At 67.6% G+C, this 22,258-nt stretch carries 23 protein-coding genes; 12 read left to right on the forward strand and 11 right to left on the reverse strand.

Going from position 1 to position 22,258, the window contains the following annotated elements; genetic code table 11:
* The first annotated feature begins 9 nt into the window (after window positions 1-9).
* The 3 genes from GRX31_RS08405 (at window position 10) to GRX31_RS08415 (ending at window position 3,716) form a co-directional block, all read left to right on the forward strand.
* Window positions 10-1,434: an amino acid permease gene (locus tag GRX31_RS08405; protein ID WP_160852191.1), complete on the forward strand. Its 1,425-nt coding sequence runs from the start codon at window positions 10-12 to the stop codon at window positions 1,432-1,434.
* 21 nt (window positions 1,435-1,455) lie between these two features.
* On the forward strand, window positions 1,456-2,550 hold the full coding sequence (gene hppD / locus GRX31_RS08410) for a 4-hydroxyphenylpyruvate dioxygenase (RefSeq protein WP_160852193.1): 1,095 nt from the start codon (window positions 1,456-1,458) through the stop codon (window positions 2,548-2,550).
* Window positions 2,551-2,654: 104 nt separating this feature from the next.
* Window positions 2,655-3,716 (forward strand): aldo/keto reductase, encoded by a 1,062-nt coding sequence (locus GRX31_RS08415; RefSeq protein WP_043790114.1) that lies wholly within the window; start codon window positions 2,655-2,657, stop codon window positions 3,714-3,716.
* Between the two features lie 17 nt (window positions 3,717-3,733).
* Here GRX31_RS08415 and GRX31_RS08420 read toward each other — a convergent pair whose 3' ends face one another.
* The 4 genes from GRX31_RS08420 to GRX31_RS08430 are packed head-to-tail and all read right to left on the reverse strand — an operon-like array spanning window position 3,734 to window position 5,282.
* Window positions 3,734-4,363 carry a hypothetical protein gene (locus GRX31_RS08420; RefSeq protein WP_160852194.1) on the reverse strand — a complete coding sequence of 210 codons (630 nt, stop codon included), beginning with the start codon at window positions 4,361-4,363 and terminating at the stop codon, window positions 3,734-3,736.
* Window positions 4,360-4,575: a helix-turn-helix domain-containing protein gene (locus GRX31_RS08425; protein ID WP_013801570.1), complete on the reverse strand. Its 216-nt coding sequence runs from the start codon at window positions 4,573-4,575 to the stop codon at window positions 4,360-4,362. Before GRX31_RS08425 ends, GRX31_RS08420 begins: the two co-directional genes overlap by 4 nt.
* 3 nt (window positions 4,576-4,578) lie before the next feature.
* Window positions 4,579-4,737, reverse strand: coding sequence for a hypothetical protein (locus GRX31_RS30525; RefSeq protein ID WP_016449238.1), 159 nt, complete (start codon window positions 4,735-4,737; stop codon window positions 4,579-4,581).
* Window positions 4,734-5,282 carry a DUF2975 domain-containing protein gene (locus GRX31_RS08430; RefSeq protein WP_016449239.1) on the reverse strand — a complete coding sequence of 183 codons (549 nt, stop codon included), beginning with the start codon at window positions 5,280-5,282 and terminating at the stop codon, window positions 4,734-4,736. Before GRX31_RS08430 ends, GRX31_RS30525 begins: the two co-directional genes overlap by 4 nt.
* A gap of 57 nt (window positions 5,283-5,339) precedes the next feature.
* On the opposite strand from GRX31_RS08430, the gene ybaK reads away from it, so the two are divergent.
* The 7 genes from ybaK (at window position 5,340) to GRX31_RS08465 (ending at window position 14,260) form a co-directional block, all read left to right on the forward strand.
* Window positions 5,340-5,834: a Cys-tRNA(Pro) deacylase gene (gene ybaK / locus GRX31_RS08435; protein ID WP_160852196.1), complete on the forward strand. Its 495-nt coding sequence runs from the start codon at window positions 5,340-5,342 to the stop codon at window positions 5,832-5,834.
* 168 nt (window positions 5,835-6,002) lie between these two features.
* A complete protein-coding gene (gene plsY, locus GRX31_RS08440; protein ID WP_016451416.1) occupies window positions 6,003-6,683 on the forward strand; it encodes a glycerol-3-phosphate 1-O-acyltransferase PlsY in 681 nt (226 codons plus the stop codon).
* A 98-nt stretch (window positions 6,684-6,781) separates the two neighbouring features.
* Entirely contained in the window at window positions 6,782-8,314 is a 1,533-nt protein-coding gene (locus GRX31_RS08445; RefSeq protein WP_160852198.1) for a DUF4178 domain-containing protein, read from the forward strand.
* A gap of 18 nt (window positions 8,315-8,332) precedes the next feature.
* Complete coding sequence (locus GRX31_RS08450) at window positions 8,333-8,551, forward strand: DUF350 domain-containing protein (RefSeq protein ID WP_016449242.1); 219 nt, start codon at window positions 8,333-8,335, stop codon at window positions 8,549-8,551.
* Between the two features lie 187 nt (window positions 8,552-8,738).
* Window positions 8,739-10,889 carry a TonB-dependent receptor gene (locus GRX31_RS08455; protein WP_160852200.1) on the forward strand — a complete coding sequence of 717 codons (2,151 nt, stop codon included), beginning with the start codon at window positions 8,739-8,741 and terminating at the stop codon, window positions 10,887-10,889.
* Between the two features lie 87 nt (window positions 10,890-10,976).
* Complete coding sequence (locus GRX31_RS08460; RefSeq protein ID WP_034363641.1) at window positions 10,977-12,521, forward strand: polyamine aminopropyltransferase; 1,545 nt, start codon at window positions 10,977-10,979, stop codon at window positions 12,519-12,521.
* Window positions 12,500-14,260 (forward strand): FAD-dependent oxidoreductase, encoded by a 1,761-nt coding sequence (locus GRX31_RS08465; protein ID WP_202396528.1) that lies wholly within the window; start codon window positions 12,500-12,502, stop codon window positions 14,258-14,260. The genes GRX31_RS08460 and GRX31_RS08465 overlap by 22 nt, the downstream gene beginning before the upstream one ends.
* Before the next feature lie 45 nt (window positions 14,261-14,305).
* Here GRX31_RS08465 and GRX31_RS08470 read toward each other — a convergent pair whose 3' ends face one another.
* From GRX31_RS08470 to GRX31_RS08480, 3 genes are read right to left on the reverse strand one after another with little or no spacing between them, the layout of a single operon-like run.
* Window positions 14,306-15,295 carry an HD-GYP domain-containing protein gene (locus GRX31_RS08470; protein ID WP_160852204.1) on the reverse strand — a complete coding sequence of 330 codons (990 nt, stop codon included), beginning with the start codon at window positions 15,293-15,295 and terminating at the stop codon, window positions 14,306-14,308.
* Between the two features lie 40 nt (window positions 15,296-15,335).
* Window positions 15,336-16,001: a retropepsin-like aspartic protease family protein gene (locus tag GRX31_RS08475; RefSeq protein WP_016449247.1), complete on the reverse strand. Its 666-nt coding sequence runs from the start codon at window positions 15,999-16,001 to the stop codon at window positions 15,336-15,338.
* A 36-nt stretch (window positions 16,002-16,037) separates the two neighbouring features.
* Entirely contained in the window at window positions 16,038-16,523 is a 486-nt protein-coding gene (locus GRX31_RS08480; protein WP_012206580.1) for a YajQ family cyclic di-GMP-binding protein, read from the reverse strand.
* A gap of 104 nt (window positions 16,524-16,627) precedes the next feature.
* On the opposite strand from GRX31_RS08480, the gene murB reads away from it, so the two are divergent.
* The gene (gene murB / locus GRX31_RS08485) at window positions 16,628-17,728 is read left to right on the forward strand and encodes a UDP-N-acetylmuramate dehydrogenase (protein ID WP_016449248.1); all 1,101 of its coding nucleotides are present in this window, start codon (window positions 16,628-16,630) and stop codon (window positions 17,726-17,728) included.
* A gap of 101 nt (window positions 17,729-17,829) precedes the next feature.
* On the opposite strand, the gene GRX31_RS08490 is transcribed toward murB, so the two are convergent.
* Together GRX31_RS08490 and GRX31_RS08495 are read right to left on the reverse strand one after the other, a co-directional pair.
* On the reverse strand, window positions 17,830-18,192 hold the full coding sequence (locus tag GRX31_RS08490; protein WP_016451422.1) for an SPW repeat protein: 363 nt from the start codon (window positions 18,190-18,192) through the stop codon (window positions 17,830-17,832).
* A 98-nt stretch (window positions 18,193-18,290) separates the two neighbouring features.
* A complete protein-coding gene (locus GRX31_RS08495; RefSeq protein ID WP_017407584.1) occupies window positions 18,291-19,160 on the reverse strand; it encodes an MBL fold metallo-hydrolase in 870 nt (289 codons plus the stop codon).
* Between the two features lie 138 nt (window positions 19,161-19,298).
* Here GRX31_RS08495 and GRX31_RS08500 point away from each other — a divergent pair, with 138 nt between their 5' ends.
* Entirely contained in the window at window positions 19,299-20,198 is a 900-nt protein-coding gene (locus GRX31_RS08500) for a LysR family transcriptional regulator (protein ID WP_026062941.1), read from the forward strand.
* Between the two features lie 200 nt (window positions 20,199-20,398).
* Here GRX31_RS08500 and argG read toward each other — a convergent pair whose 3' ends face one another.
* On the reverse strand, window positions 20,399-21,733 hold the full coding sequence (gene argG / locus GRX31_RS08505) for an argininosuccinate synthase (RefSeq protein ID WP_016449252.1): 1,335 nt from the start codon (window positions 21,731-21,733) through the stop codon (window positions 20,399-20,401).
* 120 nt (window positions 21,734-21,853) lie between these two features.
* Window positions 21,854-22,171, reverse strand: a complete 318-nt coding sequence (ppnP, locus tag GRX31_RS08510; protein WP_012206574.1) for a pyrimidine/purine nucleoside phosphorylase — start codon at window positions 22,169-22,171, stop codon at window positions 21,854-21,856.
* Window positions 22,172-22,258 lie beyond the last annotated feature (87 nt).

Consider the following 22,258-nt stretch of genomic DNA (forward strand, 5'->3'; position numbering starts at 1 on the left):
ACCCCCTTGATGCACAGTTCTTCTTCGCAGGGCCATCTGGAGCGCAGGCTCAAGAACCGCCATATCCAGCTCATCGCGCTGGGCGGCACCATCGGCACGGGCCTGTTCCTGGGCTCGGCCGGCATCATCGAGCTGGCCGGCCCGTCCGTGCTGCTCGGCTACGCCATTGGCGGGCTGATCATCTTTTTCATCATGCGTTTCCTGGGCGAGATGCTGGTCGAGGAGCCCAACGCGGGCTCGTTCAGCTATTTCGCCAACCGCTACCTGGGCCGCTTCGCGGGCTTTCTTGCGGGCTGGAACTGTGTGGCGCTGTATGTGCTCGTGGGCATGCTGGAGCTGACGGCCGCAGGCAAGTTCATCCAGTTCTGGTGGCCCGGCATACCCACCTGGGTGACGGCGGCGGTGTTCTTCGTGCTGATCAACGGCGTGAACTTCATCAACGTCAAGGCCTATGGCGAGTTCGAGTTCTGGTTCGCGCTGATCAAGATCGTGGCCGTGATGGCCATGATCGGCGCAGGCCTGTATTTGCTGTTCAGCGCCGACCGGCCCGAGCAGACCGTGCGCAACCTGTGGACGCACGGCGGCTTCTTCCCCAACGGCTTCTCAGGCCTGGTGATGGCCTTCGCCTTCATCATGTTCGCCTTCGGTGGCGTGGAGATGCTGGGCTTCGCGGCGGCCGAGACCGACCAGCCGCGCACCGTCATCCCCAAGGCCGTGAACCAGCTGATCTACCGCGTGCTGGTGTTCTACATCGGCTCCATGGCCGTGCTGATGTCGCTGATGCCCTGGACCGACCTGCTGGGCCAGCTCAAGGCCGGCGGCGACACCTACAGCAGCAGCCCCTTCGTGCTGGTGTTCTCGGGCCTGGGCGAGAACGTGGCCGCCCACCTGCTGAACTTCGTGATCCTCACGGCCACGCTGTCGGTCTACAACAGCATGGTCTACAGCAACAGCCGCCTGCTGTACGGCATGGCCAGCGAAGGCAATGCACCGCGCTCGCTGATGCAGGTCAACCGCCGCGGCGTGCCGGTGCGGGCCATCGTCTATCCGGCCATCTTCACGGCGCTGGCCATCGTGCTGAACTATGTGGCGCCGGCCGGCGTGCTGGAGTTGCTGATGTCGCTGATCGTGGCGGCGCTGGTGATTACCTGGACCATCATCATCGTGGCGCACTGGCGCTTTCGCCGGGCGCATGTGGCGCGCAAGACCGTGCTGGGCTTTCCCGCACCGGCCGCGCCGCTGACCAATGCCATCTGCCTGGCCGCCATGGCCCTGGTGGTGGGCGTGATGCTGCTGACACCGTCGGTGCGGTCCTCCGCGCTGGCCATTCCGATCTGGGTCCTGGTGGTCTACGGGGCCTATCGCCTCGTGTTCCGCCAACGTCCCACGCCTGTGCTGGAATCCGTACTGGAACCCGCGCACATCCCCCGTTGAAACCTTCAAGGAGAACCAACCATGGCAGACCTGTTCGACAACCCGATGGGCCTGATGGGCTTCGAATTCGTGGAATTCGCATCGCCCACGCCCGGCGTGCTGGAGCCGCTGTTCGAGAAGCTGGGCTTCACGCTGGTGGCCAGGCACCGTTCCAAGAACGTGCTGCTGTACCGCCAGGGAGGCATCAACTTCATCATCAACAATGAGCCGGGGCAGGCCGCCTATTTCGCTGCCGAGCACGGCCCCTCGGCCTGCGGCCTGGCCTTCCGCGTCAAGGATGCGCACCAGGCCTACAAGCGCGCGCTGGAGCTGGGCGCGCAGCCCGTGGAAATTCCCACCGGCCCCATGGAATTGCGCCTGCCGGCCATCAAGGGCATCGGCGGCGCGCCGCTGTACCTGATCGACCGCTTCGACGAAGGCAAGTCCATCTACGACATCGACTTCGAGTTCCTGCCCGGCGTGGACCGCAACCCCAAGGGCCACGGCTTCCAGGTGGTGGACCACCTGACGCACAACGTCTACCGCGGCCGCATGACCTACTGGGCGGACTTCTACAGCAAGCTGTTCAATTTCCGCGAGATCCGCTACTTCGACATCTCGGGCGAGTACACTGGCCTGGCTTCCAAGGCCATGACGGCGCCCGACGGCCTGATCCGCATCCCGCTGAACGAGGAATCGCGCCAGGGCGGCGGCCAGATCGAGGAATTCCTCATGCAGTTCAACGGAGAGGGCATCCAGCACATCGCGCTGCTGACGGACAACCTGCTGGACTCCATCGACCAGCTGCAGATGGCCGGCATTCCGCTGCTGACCGCGCCCAACGACATCTACTACCAGAACCTGGAAGGCCGCCTGCCCGGCCACGGCCAGCCCGTGGGCGAGCTGCAGGCACGCGGCATCCTGCTGGACGGCACGACCGAGGGCGGCCAGCCGCGCCTGCTGCTGCAGATCTTCTCCCAGCCCATGCTGGGGCCCGTGTTCTTCGAGTTCATCGAGCGCAAGGGCAACTACCGCGAGGGCTTCGGCGAAGGCAATTTCAAGGCCCTGTTCGAGTCCATGGAGCGCGACCAGATCAACCGCGGCGTGCTGCAGGCCGAGGCACCGCAGGGCGCCTGATCCCGACGGACGCAACGCGCCCGCCCGGCCCTGGCCGGGTGGGCGCGCTGTCGTCAGGGTAAACACGGGCGGCCCTACACTCGGTGCCCATGAATTCCCCCTCGATGCAACCGGTGGCGCTCGGTCAAAGCGCATTGCAAGTCAGCCCCATCTGCCTGGGCACCATGACGTTCGGCGAGCAGGTCGGCGAGGCCGAGGCCTTTGCCATCATGGACCGCGCGCTGGAGCGCGGCGTGGACTTCTTCGACACGGCCGAGATGTATGCCGTGCCCGCACGCGCCGAAACCTGCGGCGCCACCGAAACCATCATCGGCCGCTGGTTCGCCCAGCGCCCTGGCGCGCGCGCCAGGGTCGTGCTGGCCACCAAGGTGGCCGGTCCTTCGCGGGGCATGCCCTGGGTGCGCGAGGGCAAGGGCATGACGGCGGCCGACATCGCCGCCTCCTGCGAAGGCAGCCTGCGCCGCCTGGGCACGGACGTGATCGACCTCTACCAGATCCACTGGCCCGAGCGCAATGTGCCGGCCTTCGGCCAGCTGTACTACGACCCGTCCAAGGAAAGCTCGCAGACCGGCATCCATGAGCAGCTCGAGGCGCTGGGCCGCCTGGTCCGTGAAGGCAAGGTGCGCCACATCGGCCTGTCCAACGAAACGCCCTGGGGCGTGCACGAATTCGTGCGCCTGGCCGAGCAGCACGGCCTGCCGCGCGTGGCCTCGGTGCAGAACGCCTACTGCCTGCTCAACCGCAGCTGGGAAAACGGCATGGATGAAAGCTGCCACCGCCTGGGCGTGTCGCTGCTGGCCTATTCGCCGCTGGCCTTCGGCCTGCTCACGGGCAAGTTCGACGTGCATGCGCCCACCGATCCCGCTGCGCCGCAGGCCGCACGCATTGCGCGCTACGAGTCTGTGCGCAAGCAGCGCTGGGGCCGGCCCGAAGCCCTGGCCGCCGCGCGCCGCTACAACGCGCTGGCGCGCGAGCATGGCATGACGCCCACGCAGCTGGCGCTGGCGTTTTGCTACACCAAGTGGCAGGTGGCCAGCACCATCATCGGCGTGACCTCGGTGGCCCAGCTCGATGAGGACCTGAACGCCTGGGGTACGCAACTGTCGCCCGAACTGCTGTCGGCCATCGACGCCATCCGCTGGGAAGTGCGCGACCCTGCGCAATAGGCCTAGGCCCTGCGCCTTCAACGGCTGCACTCGCCTTGGAGCGCAGCGGCCGCCAGCATGGGCAGGCTCAGCAGGCCCATGCCGCCGCCCTTGAACTCGCCCTTCATGCAGTCGCCCTGGGCGGTCTCGCGCATGCCGCTGGCCAGCGGGTCCTCGCGCTGCGCATGAATCTGGGGCCTGACCAGGCCCTGCCGGGCCGCCGACTGCACGGCCTCGCGGCCTGCGGCCGAGTCCAGCAGGCGGCCCATGGCCCTGGCGCTGCGCGCGGCGTCCGGAGCGGCCTCGGTGTCGGCGGGCACAGGCGCTTGCGGCGCGGCGGCTGTTGCGTCTTCCTCCATGGCCTTTGCAGCCCCTGCGCCTTGCCTTGATGGCGGTGTGACGGCGGCGGTGTCCGGCCGTCGCGTAGGCGCGGGCGCGGGCGCCGGCGCCGGTCCGGGCCGGGCAGCCGCTGCAGCAGGAGATGGCGCCGGCGCCGGCGTCGGCGTCGAAGTCGGCGTCTCGACCCAGACCACCTGAAGGCGGTGCGCCTCGGCCTGCCCGGTGCCGGGCCGCGCAATGTCCGGGGCCAGACCCTGCCACAGCAGCGCCCCGTGCAGCAGCAGCGACAGCAGCAGGCCCGCGATCAGCCGCAGCCGTGCGCTGCTCAAGCCTCGGGCCCTGCGACCCATTCCAGCAGGTCGCCGGGCTGGCACTGCAGTGCCTCGCAGATGCGCTCCAGCGTGTCGAAGCGCACGCCGCGTACCTTGCCGCTCTTGAGCAGGGAAATATTCTGTTCGGTGATGCCGACCATCTCGGCCAGTTCGCGCGAGCGCATCTTGCGGCGGGCCAGCATCACATCGAGGTGGACGATGATGGGCATGGTTCAGTCGCCATCCCGGAATCGGTTGGCGTCGCGAAGGAAGATCACCAGGGTCAGCAGGAATAGGCCCAGCAGCACCAATGCGGCCTCGTACAGGTGCAGCGAGAGCGGGCGCTGGCCGGGGAGCACCATGAGGTGGATCGTGATGGGAACGCCGCTCATACGAATCCCGCGTTCTCGTCGGCGATGCGCCGCGCCTGCAGCATTACATGGGCGATGGAGACCAGCACCACGCCGAGCAGGACCAGCAGGCCATCGTGCCAGTACAGGCCCAGCGTGACGAAGCGCTGCCCTGGCGGATTGCCCATGCTGGCGGCCACCGACATCAGCGCGCGCGTGAAGGGCAGGGCCAGCGCGCCCGCCAGCACCGTCCAGGCAAAGCGCATCAGGGCGTGCTGCGCCTGCTGGCCGAAGACACGGCCCTGCAGGTATTCGCCGAACAGTGTCCACAACTGGCGCAGCGCATACAGCCCGCAGCCCACGGGCAGCAGGCTGACCAGTGCGGTGCGCCAGCGCGCAGCCATGTCCAGCGGCTGGCCGGGCGGCATGCCCAGCAGGCCTTGCGCCTGGCCCGAAAGATCTTGCGGCGACAGCAGGGCGGCTGCCGGCAGGGCCAGCAGCGCGACGGCACCGAGCGCAATCAGGATGCGCGCCGCCTGGGAGTGGCGCCTGAGGGCGTTGCCTGCGGCGTGGGGCGTATAGTTCATGGCGCAGCCTTGTATTGATGAATCGATAAAAATTTATTGTAAAACGATAAAAAATTCATGTCCAAGAAAAACTCTCATGTCAGCGAGACACCGGCCACCCAACTGCTGCGCGCGCACAAGGTGGAGTTCACCGAGCACCCCTATGAGTACCTGGAACACGGCGGCACCGAGCACAGCGCGGCCAGCCTGGGGCTGGACGAGCACATGGTGGTCAAGACCCTGGTGATGCAGGACCAGGACGCCAGGCCGCTGATCGTGCTCATGCATGGCGACTGCAAGGTCTCCACCAAGAACCTGGCGCGGCAGATCGGGGCCAAGAGCGTGGAGCCCTGCAAGCCCGAAGTCGCCAACCGCCACAGCGGCTACCTGGTCGGCGGCACCTCGCCCTTCGGCACGCGCCGCGACATGCCGGTCTATATCGAAGAGAGCATCCTGGCGCTGCCACGCATCGCCATCAACGGCGGGCGCCGGGGCTTTCTGGTGCAGCTGGACCCGCGGGTCTGCGTGCGGCTGCTGGATGTACGGCCCGTGCACTGCGCGCTGGCAGAATAGATGCCCTGAAGAAATGAACACGACTTGCGCACACGGGAAGGCGGCCACCGCCTCCACCGGGTTCGCGCAGGTCCTGATGAAAAACATGTGTCGGCGATCAGGGAGGGCGGGCCATCAGGGCCGGCCGGATCGCGCGCCGGCGCTCCACAGACCGGCCAAGGACTTCAATTGAACGCGCTCTACCCCCTTCTCGCCACCGTGGCGGCCTACCTGATCGGCTCGCTGTCGTTCGCCGTCATCGTCAGCCGGGCCATGGGCCTGAATGATCCGCGCACCTATGGCAGCGGCAACCCCGGCGCCACCAATGTGCTGCGCTCCGGCAGCAAGGCGGCAGCGGCCGTCACCCTGCTGCTGGACGCCGCCAAGGGCTGGCTGCCCGTGGCCCTGGTGCAATGGTTCGGCAGCCGCTTCGGCATGGGAGATGGCACGGTGGCCATGGTGGCGCTGGCTGCCTTCCTGGGCCACCTGTACCCGGTGTTCTTCCGCTTCAAGGGCGGCAAGGGCGTGGCTACGGCCCTGGGCGTGCTGCTGGGCATCAGCGTCTGGCTGGGCCTGGCGGTGGCGCTGACCTGGCTGATCATTGCCGTGTTCTTCCGCTATTCCTCGCTGGCGGCCCTGGTGGCCTCCGTGTTCGCCCCCGTCTACTACCTGCTGTGCAGTGGCGTGGTCTGGTATGCCGAGACACCGATTGCCGCCGCCATCGTCGCCATGGCGGCCCTGCTGATCTGGCGCCACCGCGAGAACATCCAGCGCCTGATGGCCGGCAAGGAATCCAGGCTGGGCAGCAAGAAGGCCGACCCGGCAGCCGCCGCGGCCAAGCCCGGCACGGCCAAAGGCAAGCCGCATTGACCGTCGCCGCCGCGCTGCGCACCACGGGCGCAGCTTGCGTGCGGGGCGTGGCCGGCCGGTCACGCTCCAGGCCCTCTCTTCACTGACGACCCTCTCACATGGCATCCAGTCCATCGCAGCGCGTGTACCGCGCACCATGCCCCGGCTGCGGCGCGCCCGTGGAATTTGCCAGCGCCCAGGCCAGCTATGCCGTCTGCGAGTTCTGCCGCAGCACCGTGGTGCGCCAGGGCGATGTGCTGCAGCGCCGTGGCTCCATGGCCGAGGTCTTCGAGGACTACAGCCCCCTGCGCATCGGCGCCACGGGCCAGATGCTGCGCAACGGCAAGCCCGAGCACTTCACCCTGGTCGGGCGGCTGCAGCTCAAGAGCGAGGCGGGCGCCTGGAGCGAATGGGTGGCCGCGTTCAGCGATGGCGCGCTGGGCTTCCTGAGCGAGGACAACGGCCAGTTCGTCTGGTCCTGGCCCTGGGAGGCCGAGGCCCTGCGCAACGGGCCGTTCAAGGCCTCCGACTGGCTGCTGGGTTCGCAGCGTGTGCTGGGCGGCAAGAGCTTCACGGTCAGCAGCGTGCAGAACGCGCGGCTGGTATCGGCCCAGGGCGAGCTGGCGCAGCTGCCCGAGCCCGGCACACCGTACCGGCTGGTGGAGCTGCGCAGCGAGCAGGGCCAGGTGCTGTCCGTGGACTTCTCCGTCCAGCCGCCCGCGCTGAGCCTGGGCGAGCGCGTGGTGCTGGACGACCTCAGGATGCAGGGGCTGCGCGACGGCGCCTCGCTCAAGGGTGAGCAGGGCCGGCACTTCAACTGCCCCAAGTGCGGCGCCGTGGTGCCCGTGCGCTTTTCCACCACCAAGAGCCTGAGCTGCCCCAGCTGCGGGTCGCTGGTGGACCTGAGCCAGGGCATTGGCAAGGAATTGGCCTATGCGGAACAGAACGAGCCCGTGCGCCCGGCCATCCCGCTGGGCAGCAAGGGTGTGCTGGAAGGCCAGCAATGGCAGGTGGTGGGCTTTCAGCACCGCATGGGCCAGGAGCCTGGCGACGACGAGAGCTTTGGCTGGGAGGAGTACCTGCTGTTCAACCAGAAGGCCGGCTTCGCATTCCTGGTCGATTCCTCCGATGGCTGGAGCATGGCCCGCGTGACCACGGGCGTGCCCAAGCTCTCCAAGAACCGCAGCACGGCCAAGTACATGGGCCGGCAGTACCAGCTTGAATCGCGCTACACGGCCGAGACCACCTACGCCCTGGGCGAGTTCTACTGGCCCGTGCAGCGCGGCCAGACCACGCGCAATGTGGACTATGTGAGCGCAGGCGCGCAGAACAAGGCCTTCCTGGCCAGCGAGACCGAGAGCGGCGAGACCACCTGGTCGCATGGCAGCGCCGTCTCGGCCACCACGCTGGCAATGGCCTTCGGCCTCAAGCAGTTGCGTGACCGCTCGCAGGTCGGTGTGATGTCGGGCAGCCGCTTCGGGCTGTGGACCATCATCATCGGGCTGCTCATCCTCTGGCTGGTGTTCGTCACCTTGCGCGGCTGCGCATCGCGCACCAACTGCGACCCCAATACCGACGCCAACTGCAACAGCTACACCCGCAGCAGCGGCGGCTCCTGGGGTGGCTACACCTCGGGCGGCAGCCACAAGTAAACAACGGAGAAACTGATCATGAACTTCGACTGGCTCAACCCCGCCGCCTTCTTCGGCTCGATCCTCTATGCGCTGGTGGGCGTGGTGGTGTTCTGGCTGTGCTTCTTCATCATCGACAAGATCACACCCGTGGACATGTGGGCCGAGATCGTCGAGAAGCACAACAAGGCGCTGGCCATGGTGGTGGCCGCCATGTGCCTGGGAATCAGCATCATCGTCGCGGCCGCCATCCACTGAACGGGGCCGCCTGGCCCCCGCATTCCCCATCTCCTGCCGACACGCAGCCCGCCTGAAAAGGTGCGGCTGCGCTGCGCATGGCGGCGTTGCTGCGTCGCAACAAATTCCTTGTCGATAGTGAGTTTGCAAATGATATTCGTTTGCATTCTAAATAAAATCGCCCCCTTCATTCGAAGAGAGGGTTTCCATGACAGACCATCAAGCTGCCCGCAGGGCAAGGCTTTCAGTGGGTGTGACCGCTGGCATCATCACCACCGCGCTGGCGGGCGGGGTCCATGCCCAGGAGGCCGCTCCAGCCGATCCGGCCCTGGCACAGACGCAGACGCAGACGCATCCTCAACAGGCCCACACCCTGCCCACGCTGCAGGTCAACGCCTCCCAGTACGACCCTGACGACGTGCGGCCCGAAGGCGTGACCACGGCGACCAAGACCTACCTGGCGCCCAAGGACATCCCGCAGACCATCGACACGCTGGAGGTCAACAAGTACAAGAGCTACGGCATCAACGACCTGGCCACCATGCTGGACGGCGTTCCCGGCGTGAACACCAGCTATGACATGCGCGGCGAAGGCGTGTACATCCGAGGCTTCAAGGCCGACGAGAGCGACATCTACCGCGACGGCGTGCGCGAGAGCGGCCAGGTACGCCGCAGCACCGCCAATGTGGAGCGCATCGAGATCCTCAAGGGCCCGGCCTCGGTGCTCTATGGCCGCAGCGCGGGCGGCGGCGTGGTCAACATGGTGAGCAAGCAGGCGCGTTTCGATGCCAAGAGCAGCATCACGCTGCGCGGCGGCTCCTGGGACAACGTGGGCGGCACCATCGACATCAACCGCGTGCTCAACGAGAACGTGGCCGTGCGACTGACGGCCGACCGCGAGCAGGCCCACAGCTTCCGCGAAGGCATACGCAACCGCAACGAGATGGTCTCGCCCAGCATCCTGGTGGACTCGCGCACGGGCTGGCGCTGGACCGGCCAGTACACCTATGACAACGTCTGGCGCGTGCCCGATCGCGGCCCGGTCTACGACCAGTTGCCAGCCGGTGTCTCCATCCGCAAGGGCTTTGCGGCGCCGGGCGACTATGTGGAAGACCGCCTGCGCGTGCTGCGCTCCGACCTGTCCTACGACTTCAACAACCGCTGGAGTCTGCGCTGGGTGGCCAGCAAGCGCGAGGCCAGCCAGGATTTCGACCACTACTTCGCCGGCACCTATCGTGCCGCCACCGGCAAGATCACGCCCAACTACGCCTGGCAGCAGACCCGCAACACCACGCTGTCCAACACGCTGGACCTGACGGGCAAGTTCAGCACGGGCAGCATCAAGCACGACCTGCTGGTGGGCCTGGAGGCCAGCGAGGAAGAGCGCGCGCCGCGCGTCGGCCAGCCCGGCAGCACCTTCGCTTATGACCCGTTGCAGCCCATCGTCTGGCCTAGCCGTCCGGCGCAGGGCAAGCCGACCCAGGACAACTATCACAAGGGCAAAGGCCAGGCGCTGTACATGCAGGACCTGGTCAGCCTGACCGAGCAGTGGAAGCTGCTGCTGGGCCTGCGCTACGACAGCTATGACTTCCAGAGCACCAACAAGATCGCCAACCTCACGCGCAAGACCGACGGCAACGGCTTCAGCCCGCGCGTGGGCGTGGTGTGGCAGCCGGTGCGCGAGCACAGCTTCTATGCGTCCTGGAACAAGAGCTACTCGCCCTATGGCGGGCGCGGCATCCTGACCGTGGAAACCGCCGTGGGCGCGGTGCCGGACGACGAGCCCCAGTACTCGCGCCAGTCCGAGGTCGGCGTCAAGAGCGACTGGCTGGGCGGTGCGCTGTCCACCCAGGTCTCCGTCTACCAGCTGGAGAAGTACAACATCCGCTACCGCCCCGATCCCGAGAATGATCCCTACACCTGGGCCATCCGGGGCAAGGACCGTTCGCGCGGCATCGAGTTCAGCGCGGCCGGCCGCGTGGCCGGTTCCTGGTATGTGCGCGGCGGCGTGGCCTTCATGCAGGCCAAGGTGGCTGAAGACGCGCAAAACCCCGCCAACGTGGGCCTGTACCTGCGTGACACGGCCAAGCGCAACGGCAACCTGTTCCTGCGCTATGCGCCCAAGGGACCCTGGTATGGCGAAGTCGGCGTGACCTACACGGGCAGCCGCTTCACCAACGCCGCCAACACGGCCATCCTGCCCGGCTACTCGCGCTGGGATGCGCTGGTGGGCTGGCGCCAGGACGCCTGGACGGTGACCGTGGCGCTGTCCAACCTGTTCGACAAGCAGTACTGGCGCTCCAGCTCCATGCCAGGCGCACCGCGCAGCGTTCTGGTCAGCGCCAACTACCAGTTCTGACGGCGGCGCCCGAGGCGCTGCGCTCCTTCCCGCTTTGCACGGTGTCCGTTGCACGCGGGAAGGGGCGCATCGCGCACAATACCGGCCGTGCAAACCTCAGCCTCTCTTGCCGGCGCGCAGCCGGCGCGCCCCATCGACATCGCCCTGCTGGTCAGCGTCTTCGTGATCGCGGCCTGCGGCCTGCTCTATGAGTTGGCTGCGGGCGCGCTGGCTTCCTATCTGCTGGGCGATTCCGTCCTGCAGTTCTCCACCATCATCGGCAGCTACCTGTTCGCCATGGGCATAGGCTCCTGGCTGTCGCGCTATTTCGAGGACCACCTGCCTGCGCACTTTCTGCGCATCGAGCTGATGGTGGCCCTGATCGGCGGTGCGTTGCCGGCCACGCTGTTCATTGCCAATGCCTACGCGCCCGGCGCGTTCCGGTTCCTGCTGTACGGCATGGTGCTGGTGGTGGGAACGCTGGTGGGGCTGGAGATTCCGCTGGTGATGCGCATCCTCAAGCGCAATGTGACGCTCAAGGACCTGGTGTCCCAGGTGCTGACCTTCGACTACCTGGGCGCGCTGGCCGTGTCGCTGGCATTTCCGCTGCTGCTGGTGCCCAAGCTGGGCCTGGTGCGCACGGGGCTGCTGTTCGGCTTCATGAATGCGGCGGTGGCGGTGTGGGCGCTGCTGCTGTTTCGGCATGAGCTGCGGCGCCCGCGCGCCCATGCCCTGGCCTGCGCGGCCGTGCTGGCCCTGCTGGGCACGGGCATCTGGGGAGCCGACCATCTGACGCGCCTGGCCGACGACCATTTCTACCAGGACCGCATCGTGCTCTCCAGCAGCTCGCCCTACCAGCGCATCGTGGTGACGCAGGGACGCCAGGGCGCGCGGCTGTACCTCAATGGCAACCTGCAGTTCGCGCAAGGCGACGAGTACCGCTACCACGAAGCCCTGGTCCATCCCGTGATGGCCGCGCATGGCGCGCCCAAGCGCGTGGCCGTGCTGGGCGGCGGCGACGGCATGGCTGTGCGCGAGGTGCTCAAGTACCCCTCGGTGGAGTCGGTCACCCTGGTGGAGCTGGACCCGGCCATGACCGACCTGTTCAAGGACAACGCCATGCTGCGCCGGCTCAACGGCGATGCGCTCAGCGATGCGCGCGTGCGCATCGTCAACACCGATGCCTTCCACTGGCTGCAGCAGGGCGGAGACACCTTCGACGTGGTCATCGTCGATTTCCCCGACCCGACCAATTTCGCCATCGGCAAGCTGTTCACCAACAGCTTCTATGCCTTGCTGGACAAGCGCCTGGCGGCCAGCGGCTACGCCGTGGTGCAGACCACCTCGCCCCTGATCGCACGCAAGAGCTACTGGACCGTGGTGCAGACCATCGAATCCATCGGCCTGCAGGCCACGCCCTACCACGCGCATGTGCCCAGCTTTGGCGAATGGGGCTTCGTCATCGCCAGCCACCGGCCTTGGCGCGAGCCCGATGCCCTGCCTGCGGGCCTGCGCTTTCTGAGCGCGCAGACCATGGCGCTGATGTTCGACTTTCCGCTGGACATGGCGCGTGTGCCGGCCGAGGTCAACCGCCTGTCCAACCAGGTGCTGGTCAATACCTACGAACGCGAATGGGGCAGGGTGGAGCGTTGAGCCCCGACCGCCCGTCTTTGTGGAGCCGGCGCCAATGGCTGCAGGGCCTGGCCGGCGGTGCGGCCGCAGGCCTGGTCGGCTGCACGCCAACGCCGCCTCGTCTGGAAGACCTGCCTGGTGGCTTCAGCGGCGTGGCGCTGGAGCGCGGCCATGCCTTGCGCGCGTTCTGGCAGCGATTGGGCCAGGGCCTGGCGCTGCCGGCGCCGGCCGTGGTGCACCGTGCCAACGTGGTGATCGCCGGTGGCGGCATGGCGGGCCTGGCGGCTGCGCGGGCGCTGGAGCTGTCGGGGGTGCAGGGTGTGGCACTGCTGGACACGCAGCCGGCCATGGGCGGAAACAGCCAGGGCGGCAGCATGTCCGGGCTGGCCTGTCCTTTGGGCGCCCACTATCTGCCCTTGCCTGGCGACGATGCATCCGAGGTCCAGGACTGGCTCGAGGCCCTGGGCCTGCGCCAGCGCCGCGCAGGCCGCTGGCAGTACGACGAGCGCCATCTGTGCCACAGCCCGCAGGAGCGCCTGTTCTGGCAGGGCGCCTGGCATGAGGGCCTGCTGCCCGTCGATGGCGTGGCGCCGCGCACGCTGGAGCAGTACGAACTCTTTGCGCGCAGCGTGGCCAAGGAGATGGACAGGGCGCCCTTTGCCATGCCGTCCATCCGCGTCTGGCAGCGCCAGGGCCGGTTGCCCGCCGCCCATGCCGCGCTGGACGGCCAGACCATGCAGGCCTGGCTGGCCAGCCAGGGCATCGATGATGCGCAGCTGATCTGGTATCTGGAGTACTGCTGCCGCGACGACTTTGGCGCGGGCCTGGCGCGCGTGTCGGCCTGGGCGGGCCTGCACTATTTCGCCAGCCGCCACGGCTTCTCGGCCCCGCGCCGCCAGGATGAGCGCACGCCCGAAGACGCGGGTGATGCCGTGCTGACCTGGCCCCAGGGCAATGGCTGGCTGTCGCAGCAACTGGTGGCCGGGCTGGGCTCCACCGACCTGCAGACGGATTGCAGCGTGCTATCCATTGCCGAGAGTGCCGATGGCGTGGAGATCGACGTCTACCACCACGGTCGCCAGCAGCACGAGCGCTGGCTGGCCGCGCGCTGCATCGTGGCCCTGCCCAGCTTCATCGCGGCACGCGTGGTGCGCGATGCGCCGGACTTCCTGCGCGCGGTGGCCGGCCGGCTGGACTGGGCGCCCTGGCTGGTGGCCAACATCCATCTGCAGCGGCCGTTGGCCGACCGGCCCGGCGCCGATCCGGCCTGGGACAACGTGCTGTTTGCCGATCCGAATGCGGGCGGCTTGGGCTATGTGGACGCGGGCCACCAGGGCCTGGACCGGCTCACGCCCCGGCCCACGGTGCTCAGCTACTACCAGGCGCTGGGCGACTGGCCTGACGGGCGCGCCCAACTGCTGGGCCAGCCCTTCGGCTTCTGGCGGGACCGCATCGTCGGCAGCCTGCTCGTCCCCCATCCCGACCTGCTGCACAAGGCCACGCGCATGGAGATCACGCGCTACGGCCACGCCATGGCCATACCCCGGCCCGGTGACCAGCAGCTGCTCAGCCAGGTGGCGCTGCAGTCGCTGCACCGGGGGCGCAGCGCGCTGTGCGCCGGCGAGCGCGTGGCCCTGCTGCCCACGCCGGGCACGCGCCGCCTGTGGTTCGCACATTCCGACTGGGCCGGCTACTCGGTACTGGAGGAGGCCTTCACGCGTGGCCACCATGCGGGCCTGTGGGCTGGCGCGCGGACCTGACACGGGCCGCGGCGCCGGTGTCGCGCGCTTCAGGCGCCAGATCGGTCAGACAGGCCCGGGCATCTGCACCATGCGGTACAGCGACTGGCTGCCGCGTGCGGCCAGCACGCCCAGCTGGGCCAGCGTGCGCGGGTCCAGCTCCAGCGTGATGGCGGCGCGCGCCAGTGCCGAGCGGATGCGGGGGCCGTCCTCGCCTTCATGGATGACGGGCGGATACAGGCTCGCGCCGTCGGCGCCGATCACGCTGGCCACCAGCGGCGGCTGCGGCGGCTCGCCACGGCGCAGCACCACGGCGATGTCACCGTTGTCCAGCCGCACATAGGTGCCCGGCGGGCACAGGCCCACGGCGCGCACCAGCGCGAAGCCCACCTCGTCGGAGTAGCGCTGCTGCTGGGTGAGCGCGCGCAGCGACTCGGCGGCGCTGCGGCCTTCGCGTGACTTGCGCGGGCTGATCAGGGCGGCGTAGCGGTCCACCGTGCCCAGGATGCGGACCAGCCGCTGCACGGGCGCCAGCGTGGACAGCGGCTGCTGCGGCACGGCCTCGTGGTGGTGGCCCACCAGCTCCAGCCACAGCGCATCGTTGACGAACAGCCGCGCCAGCAGGGCCTGGCTGTGCAGCGGGTGGCGCTGTACGGCCTGCTGCTGGGCGGGGGTCAGCGGCTCGCGCTGCAGCGCCAGTTCGTCCTGCAGCGCGTTCATGCCGATGTTCATGGTCAGTGCGCCATACACCAGGGTGCGGTGTTCGGACTCGTCCAGGCGCAGCTCACGCGCCAGCACATGGCACAGGCAGGCGCAGACCAGGGCATGGGAGGCGCTGTAGCCCACGGTGGACGAGCAGGCGCGCTGGAACATCAGGTACAGCGCGGCATCGCTGTCGTGGGCGATCAGCTCCTGCAGCCACAGGTCGATCTGCTGCAGCTTGACCAGGAAGTCCTGCACCTGCAGCGGCGCGGACAGCAGCACCGACAGTGCGGCCTCCAGGTCGGACCACAGGCCCAGCAGGTCTTCGTAGGAATCGTCGGGGCGTCGGCTCATCGTTGGCGGGGTGCGGGAAGCGGGGCGCATGCAGGCCGCATCAGCGCCGCTCCAGCACCATCTCGCTGCCCTGGCGGGTCATCTGGACGTGGGCAAGAAAGCTGTTGCCCAGCAGCACATAGGGCATGGGAAGAGGGGCGACCACGGCGTCCACACCGAAGACCTCGACATCGCCCACGCGCACCGAATCCAGCCGCAGGCGCCAGCCCTGGGCATCGCCGTTTGCGGTGCGCATCATCACCGGCTGGCCCTTGAGAAAGGGCAGGCCCATGCGTTCGGCGTCGGACCGGCCGATGGCGACCGAGCTGGCGCCCGTGTCCACCATGTAGACCATGGTCTTGCCATTGATCTGGCCGCGTTCGATGAAGTGCCCCCGGTTGTCGGCCTTGAGCACCACGCGCCGGCCGAGCGCAGGATCGCCCGCCGCCGCGCCCCGGCCGCCCAGGCTGATGGGCGCCTCGCCCAGGCGCAATGTCTGGCGGCGGCCCTTGATTTCCACCTCGGCCGTGTCGCCCGATACCTGCAGCACGCGCACATCCTGCAGGCTGTCGCCCGCCGCCAGCGCGCGCGGCGTGCCGCCGTCTATGACCAGCAAGGCCTTGCTGCCCAGCACGCCGCTGAGCGCCACGGACTGCGCCGTCGCCGATGGTGGAGCCAGCGCGGCCGCTGCGGCCAGGCTCAGAAGTACGGCACGTAGGTGGCGCATGGGGTGGCTTGTGGCGCAGAGGCGGGTGCCAGGCGATCAGTCGCGGAAGTTGTTGAAGGACAGGGGATGGTCGGCCAGGTCCTTGCGGATCAGGGCCATGGCGGCCTGCAGGTCGTCGCGCTTGGCGCCGGTGACGCGCACGGCGTCGCCCTGGATGGCGGCCTGCACCTTGAGCTTGCTGTCCTTGATCAGCTTTTGCAGCTTCTTGCCCAGCTCGGCCTCGATGCCGTTCTTGACCTTGATGGTCTGCTTGAGCTTGTCGCCGCCGATCTTCTGGGCCTTCTGGATGTCCAGGAAGCGCACGTCCACGCTGCGCTTGGTCAGCTTGTTGCGCAGGATGTCCTCGACCTGCTGCAGCTGGAAGTCGGCATCGCCGAACAGCGTGATTTCCTTGTCCTTGAGCTCGATGGCGGCCGAGGTGCCCTTGAAGTCGAAGCGTGTGCCGATTTCCTTGGCGGTGTTCTCCACGGCGTTCTTCACTTCGACGAAGTCGGCTTCGCACACGGTGTCAAAAGAAGGCATGGCAAATATTTCCTGTAAATGTTCTGAAAAAGTACCGCAGCGCGCGGCCGGGCGATGCGGGCGCGGGGCCGGCGGCGCAGGGAGGCGGTGCGACAATCCGGTCGATGTTAGTCGAGAAAAATGTTCCGCTGCAGCATTGCAACAGCTTCGGCATCGCCGCCCGTGCCCACACCCTGGTGCGCGTGCGCAGCGACGAGGACGTGCGCCATTTCCTGGCCGATCCGCTGTGGGGCCGCCAGCCCGTGTTCGTGCTGGGCGGCGGCAGCAATGTGGTGATCACGGGCGACGTCGATCCCGTGGTCCTCAAGATGGAGATAGCGGGCATGCGCCTGCTGCGCGAGACCGATCGCCACTGGATCGTCGAGGCCGGTGCCGGCGAACGCTGGCACGACCTGGTGGCCTGGACCCTGTCGCAGGGCTACGGCGGCCTGGAGAACATGGCGCTGATTCCCGGCACCGTGGGCGCGTCGCCGGTGCAGAACATCGGCGCCTACGGATTGGAGCTGCAGGACCGGTTCGAGTCGCTGGATGCCATCGACCTGGCCACGGGGGAGTCCTTCACGCTGGATGCCGCCCAATGCGCCTTCGGCTACCGCGACTCGGTGTTCAAGCATGCGCCGGCCGAGCCCACGCCCGTGGCGCGTGCGCGCATGAGCGGCGTGCCGCCGCGCGGCATGGGCCTCAAGGGCCGCGCCGTGATCACGCGCGTGCGCCTGGCCCTGCCCAAGGACTGGAAGCCCGGCCTGGGCTACCTGGACCTGCAGCGCCGCCAGGCCGAGGCGGGCGTGGCCGAGCCCACGGCCCGCCAGATCTTCGACTGGGTGTGCGAGATCCGCCGCGCCAAGCTGCCCGATCCGGAGCACATCGGCAACGCGGGCAGCTTCTTCAAGAACCCGACGGTGACGCCCGAGCAGTGCGCCGACATCATTGCGCGCGAGCCCCGCATCGTGCACTACCCCATGGACGACGGCTCCATCAAGCTGGCCGCCGGCTGGCTGATCGATGCCTGCGGCTGGAAGGGCAAGTCCATGGGCCGCGCCGGGGTGTATGACAAGCAGGCCCTGGTGCTGGTCAACCGGGGCGACCGGCACAGCGTGGACAGCAGCGTCACGGGCGGCGAGGTCATGACGCTTGCCGGAGCGATACAGACCAGCGTCTACGAGCGATTCGGCATCCGCCTGGAGCCCGAGCCCGTCGTAGTCTGAGCGGCCTTGGGCGGTCCTTGGGCGGTTCTTGAGGGGCACGGCGGCAAAAAAACAGCGGCCCGCAGGGCATTGCCGCCTGCGGGCCGCTGCGCATCAGCGCCTCAGTGGGCGGAGTGACTGCGCCAGTCCATATAGTCCTTGTCGGTCATCAGCACCCACAGCGCGAGCACCAGCACCACGATGCCCGACACCACGGCATTGCGCATGGCGTCCATCTGGCCGGCAAAGCCCAGCACCCAGGGCGAGATCACCATCCACAGACCCAGCAGGCCTTCGGTCCATTCCTCCCACGCGCGGGGCATGAAGATGGCTCCCAGCGCAGCGGCAATCAGCGCCAGTCCGATGACCACGCCGTTGGCCGTGGGCGCCATCTGGTCCTGGAACCCCAGCACCCAGGGCGAGACTGCCAACCAGACTCCCAGCAGGACGTTGAGCGGGTCCTGCCAATGCTTCATGTATTTCATGGCTGCACCTCCTGCCGCCACGACGAATGAGGGCGGCAGCTGGTTGGATCAAGGGCGCAGCATGCAGGTTCCATGAGGATTTTTGCGAAAGTGCATGCTTACCATGGCATCTCGCCCTTGTTCACCTTGGCGCCGATGTCCAGCGACAGCGCCATGCCGGCCTGCGGGTAGGCCTGCTTCATGGCACCGATCAGCTCGGCGCTGTTGCCCGCCTTGGCGGCGGCGGCCTCGAAACGCTGGAGATAGTCGCGTGTATAGGCGATGGCGCTGGCGTCCATGGCCGTGCCGGCCTGCATGTGGCCGGGCACGACGACAGCGGGCTTGAGGGCCTGCATCTCGTCCAGCTGCGCCAGCCAGGCCTTGCGCTCGGCGCTCTTTTGCGTGTCCGCTGTCCAGACATGCAGGTTGCCGAACACGCCCACGTTGCCGACGATGGCCTGCAGCGCAGGCACCCAGACATAGGGGCGGTGGGCCAGCGGGCCGGTGGTGCCGCGCAGCTCCAGCGCCTGGCCGTCCACCATCACCGTATTGCCTTGCAGGGCCTCGGGCAGCACGGGATGGCTGGGGGCGTTGGCGCCCATCTTGGGGCCCCAGAAGGCCAGCTTGCCCTGCAGCTTGGACTCGATCTTCTCGCGCACGGCCGGCGTGGCCACCACCTTGGCCTGCGGGAACAGGCTCTTGAGCACCTCGGCGCCGAAGTAGTAGTCGGGGTCGGCATTGCTGATGAGGATGGTGGTCAGCTGCTTGCCGCTGTCCAGCACATTGGCGGCAATGCGCAGGCCGTCGGCGCGGGTGAAGCCGCTGTCCACGACCACGGCCTCCTTGGCACCGGTGATCAGGGTGGAGGTCACGGCAAAGCTGTGTTCGTCGGCCTGGTAGACCTTCATCTGCAGCGGGGCGGGCGCCTGGGCGTGGGACAGGCCGGCCGACAGGGCCAGGGTGAGCGAAAGCAAGGTGGTGCGAAGCATGTCGATTTCCTTTGAAAAAAGCACAAGACAGAAAGCGGGTGGCAGCGCCGTGCTGCCATGGGTGGTACTTTAGTTTTTGAAATCGAGCAGATAAACGGCAAAATATGCGCTTGTTTGTTGCAGAAATCGAGCATATCCATGGACCGATTGCTGGCGATGCAGGTGTTTGCCACGGTGGCCGAATGCGGCAGCTTCACGGCGGCGGCCGAGCGGCTGGACCTGTCGCGCGCCATGGCCACGCGCCATGTGGAGTCGCTGGAGCAGTGGCTGGGCGCGCGCCTGCTGCACCGCACCACGCGCCGTGTCTCGCTCACCGATGCCGGTGCGCAGTGCCTGCGCTACAGCCAGCAGATGCTGGCCCTGGCCGATGAGGTGCAAGGCGAGATGCGCGCCAGCGACAGCCAGTTGCGCGGCCTGCTGCGCGTGACCTGCAGCATGTCCTTCGGCCATGCGCAGATGGCGCCGGCCATTGCGCAGTTCATGCGGCTGCACCCGCACCTCAAGATCGACCTGCTGGTGGACGACGGCGCGCTGGACCTGGTGCAGCAGCGCATCGACCTGGCCATACGCATCAGCGCCGATCCGGGCGCCGCACTCATCGGCCGGCCGCTGGCCGTTTGCGAATCGGTGCTGGTGGCCTCGACCGCCTATCTGGATGCGGCTGGCCGGCCGCAGGCACCGGCCCAGCTGCAGGCGCACCGCTGCCTGGGCCATATGCGCGTGGGGCGCAATGTCTGGCAATTGACTCGCCGTGACGATGAAAGCGATGAGCAGCAGATCGCCGTCACCACCTGGTTCAACGCCAACGAAGCCACCGTGCTGGCCGCCGCTGCCGTCGAAGGCGCCGGCATTGCCTTGCAGCCAACCTATCTGGTCCAGCCCATGCTGCAAAACGGCCAGCTGGAGCTGGTGCTGCCCGACTGGCGCCCGCAGCCGCTGACCGTGCATGCGCTGTACAGCTCCCGCCGCCATCTGCCGGTGGCCGTGCGGGCGCTGCTGGATTTTCTCGTGCAGCGTTTCGAGGGCGCGCACTGGTAGCCGGGGCGTAAAAAAGCCGCCTTGCGGCGGCTTGTGGGATGCAAGTGTGCGATTTTCTGGCCCATGGCGTCGCGTGCTTGGCGGGCGCGTCCCATGCCAGGGACGCCGAGCAAGGGCCGCCCCGCAGCGAGGGCGTCGTCCCCTCCCTCGCGAAGCGAGTAGAGAGGGGGAAGCGGCGTCAGCCGCTCAGGGGGTGTAGGTCATTCCTTGCCGCCCAATTGGGGCAGGGCGGTGCTGGTGCCCAGGGACAGCAGGCCGGCCTTGGCGTAGATGGCCAGCTTGTCGCGGGTGTCCATCAGGTCCAGGTTGCGCATGGTCAGCTGGCCGATGCGGTCGGCGGGGCTGAAGGGCGCGTCCTCGACCTTTTCCATCGACAGGCGCTCGGGCGCGTAGGTCAGGTTGGGCGATTCGGTGTTCAGGATGGAGTAGTCATTGCCGCGGCGCAGCTCCAGCGTCACGGTGCCGGTCACGGCGCGGGCCACCCAGCGCTGGGCGGTTTCGCGCAGCATGATGGCCTGCGGGTCGAACCAGCGGCCCTGGTACAGCAGGCGGCCCAGGCGCAGGCCGTTGATGCGGTACTGCTCGATGGTGTCCTCGTTGTGGATGCCGGTCACCAGGCGCTCGTAGGCGATGTGCAGCAGGGCCATGCCGGGGGCCTCGTAGATGCCGCGGCTCTTGGCTTCGATGATGCGGTTCTCGATCTGGTCGCTCATGCCCAGGCCGTGGCGGCCACCGATGCGGTTGGCTTCCAGGAACAGCTCCACGGGATCGGCGATTTCCTTGCCATTGAGGGCCACGGGGCGGCCTTCTTCGAAGGTCACCGACACTTCCTCAGCCTTGACCTCGACCTCGGGCTTCCAGAACGCCACGCCCATGATGGGGTTGACGATGCGGATGCCGCTGTTCAGGAACTCCAGGTCCTTGGCCTCGTGCGTGGCGCCCAGCATGTTGCTGTCGGTCGAGTAGGCCTTCTCGGCGCTCATCTTGTAGCCGAAGCCTTCCTTGGTCATGAAGGCTGACATCTCGGCGCGGCCGCCCAGCTCGTCGATGAAGGTCTGGTCCAGCCAGGGCTTGTAGATCTTCAGCGCGGGGTTGGTCAGCAGGCCGTAGCGGTAGAAGCGCTCGATGTCGTTGCCCTTGAAGGTCGAGCCGTCACCCCAGATGTTGACGTCGTCTTCCTTCATGGCGGCCACCAGCATGGTGCCGGTCACGGCACGGCCCAGGGGCGTGGTGTTGAAGTAGGTGATGCCGCCCGTGGAGATGTGGAAGGCGCCGGCCTGGATGGCGGCAATGCCTTCGCCGGCCAGCTGCGCGCGGCAGTCGATCAGGCGGGCCTGCTCGGCGCCGTATTCCATGGCCTTGCGGGGGATTTCGTCGTAGTCGGCCTCGTCGGGCTGGCCCAGGTTGGCCGTGTAGGCGTAGGGCAGGGCGCCCTTGTTCTTCATCCAGCGCAGGGCGGCGCTGGTGTCCAGGCCGCCCGAGAAGGCGATGCCGACCTTTTGGCCGACGGGGACGTTTTGCAGGATGGTTTCCATACGATGCTTCTCTCAATAACGATGGCGGCTGGCGTGTTGGACGCGGCTGCCGGAAAACACGGAAGGCGCCTGGGCGCCGTCAGGTCGAATGCGTCGGTCTGCCCAGGCGCTCAGGCGCTCTTAGGCGTAGTGGCAGATGTAGTGATAGGCCTCGGTCACGCGGATGTCGAACTTGGAGTTCGCAGGCACCTGGAAGGACTCGCCGGCCTTGGATGTCAGCCACTGGTCCGAGCCGTCGAGCTTGTACTCGCAGGAGCCGGCCACGCATTCCATGATCTCGGCGGCGGCCGTGCCGAAGGTCAGCTGGCTGGGCAGCACCACGCCCGCAGACTTCTTCGTGCCATCGGCCAGCGTGAAGCCATGGCTGATGCATTTGCCGTCGAAATAGACATTGGCCTTGGTGGTCAGGGTGATGCCAGAGATGGTTTCGGTGGTCATGGAAGCTGGGCAGAGGGTGGACTAAACCGCCCATTTTAGGCCAGCACCCGGCCGCTGCCCGTACGTGCTGGCCGCCGCCATGCAAAA

Origin of the sequence: Delftia sp. CH05, from assembly GCF_009827015.1 — a bacterium.
Lineage (GTDB): Bacteria > Pseudomonadota > Gammaproteobacteria > Burkholderiales > Burkholderiaceae_C > Comamonas > Comamonas tsuruhatensis.

Bases quoted from the DNA above. Each gene is read 5' to 3' on its own strand.
- GRX31_RS08405 (WP_160852191.1), top strand. From the start codon at position 10: ATGCACAGTTCTTCTTCGCAGGGCCATCTGGAGCGCAGGCTCAAGAAC.
- hppD (WP_160852193.1), top strand. From the start codon at position 1,456: ATGGCAGACCTGTTCGACAACCCGATGGGCCTGATGGGCTTCGAATTC.
- GRX31_RS08415 (WP_043790114.1), top strand. From the start codon at position 2,655: ATGCAACCGGTGGCGCTCGGTCAAAGCGCATTGCAAGTCAGCCCCATC.
- GRX31_RS08425 (WP_013801570.1), bottom strand. From the start codon at position 4,575: ATGCCCATCATCGTCCACCTCGATGTGATGCTGGCCCGCCGCAAGATG.
- GRX31_RS30525 (WP_016449238.1), bottom strand. From the start codon at position 4,737: ATGAGCGGCGTTCCCATCACGATCCACCTCATGGTGCTCCCCGGCCAG.
- GRX31_RS08430 (WP_016449239.1), bottom strand. From the start codon at position 5,282: ATGAACTATACGCCCCACGCCGCAGGCAACGCCCTCAGGCGCCACTCC.
- ybaK (WP_160852196.1), top strand. From the start codon at position 5,340: ATGTCCAAGAAAAACTCTCATGTCAGCGAGACACCGGCCACCCAACTG.
- GRX31_RS08445 (WP_160852198.1), top strand. From the start codon at position 6,782: ATGGCATCCAGTCCATCGCAGCGCGTGTACCGCGCACCATGCCCCGGC.
- GRX31_RS08450 (WP_016449242.1), top strand. From the start codon at position 8,333: ATGAACTTCGACTGGCTCAACCCCGCCGCCTTCTTCGGCTCGATCCTC.
- GRX31_RS08455 (WP_160852200.1), top strand. From the start codon at position 8,739: ATGACAGACCATCAAGCTGCCCGCAGGGCAAGGCTTTCAGTGGGTGTG.
- GRX31_RS08465 (WP_202396528.1), top strand. From the start codon at position 12,500: ATGGGGCAGGGTGGAGCGTTGAGCCCCGACCGCCCGTCTTTGTGGAGC.
- GRX31_RS08470 (WP_160852204.1), bottom strand. From the start codon at position 15,295: ATGAGCCGACGCCCCGACGATTCCTACGAAGACCTGCTGGGCCTGTGG.
- GRX31_RS08475 (WP_016449247.1), bottom strand. From the start codon at position 16,001: ATGCGCCACCTACGTGCCGTACTTCTGAGCCTGGCCGCAGCGGCCGCG.
- GRX31_RS08480 (WP_012206580.1), bottom strand. From the start codon at position 16,523: ATGCCTTCTTTTGACACCGTGTGCGAAGCCGACTTCGTCGAAGTGAAG.
- murB (WP_016449248.1), top strand. From the start codon at position 16,628: ATGTTAGTCGAGAAAAATGTTCCGCTGCAGCATTGCAACAGCTTCGGC.
- GRX31_RS08490 (WP_016451422.1), bottom strand. From the start codon at position 18,192: ATGAAATACATGAAGCATTGGCAGGACCCGCTCAACGTCCTGCTGGGA.
- GRX31_RS08495 (WP_017407584.1), bottom strand. From the start codon at position 19,160: ATGCTTCGCACCACCTTGCTTTCGCTCACCCTGGCCCTGTCGGCCGGC.
- GRX31_RS08500 (WP_026062941.1), top strand. From the start codon at position 19,299: ATGGACCGATTGCTGGCGATGCAGGTGTTTGCCACGGTGGCCGAATGC.
- argG (WP_016449252.1), bottom strand. From the start codon at position 21,733: ATGGAAACCATCCTGCAAAACGTCCCCGTCGGCCAAAAGGTCGGCATC.
- ppnP (WP_012206574.1), bottom strand. From the start codon at position 22,171: ATGACCACCGAAACCATCTCTGGCATCACCCTGACCACCAAGGCCAAT.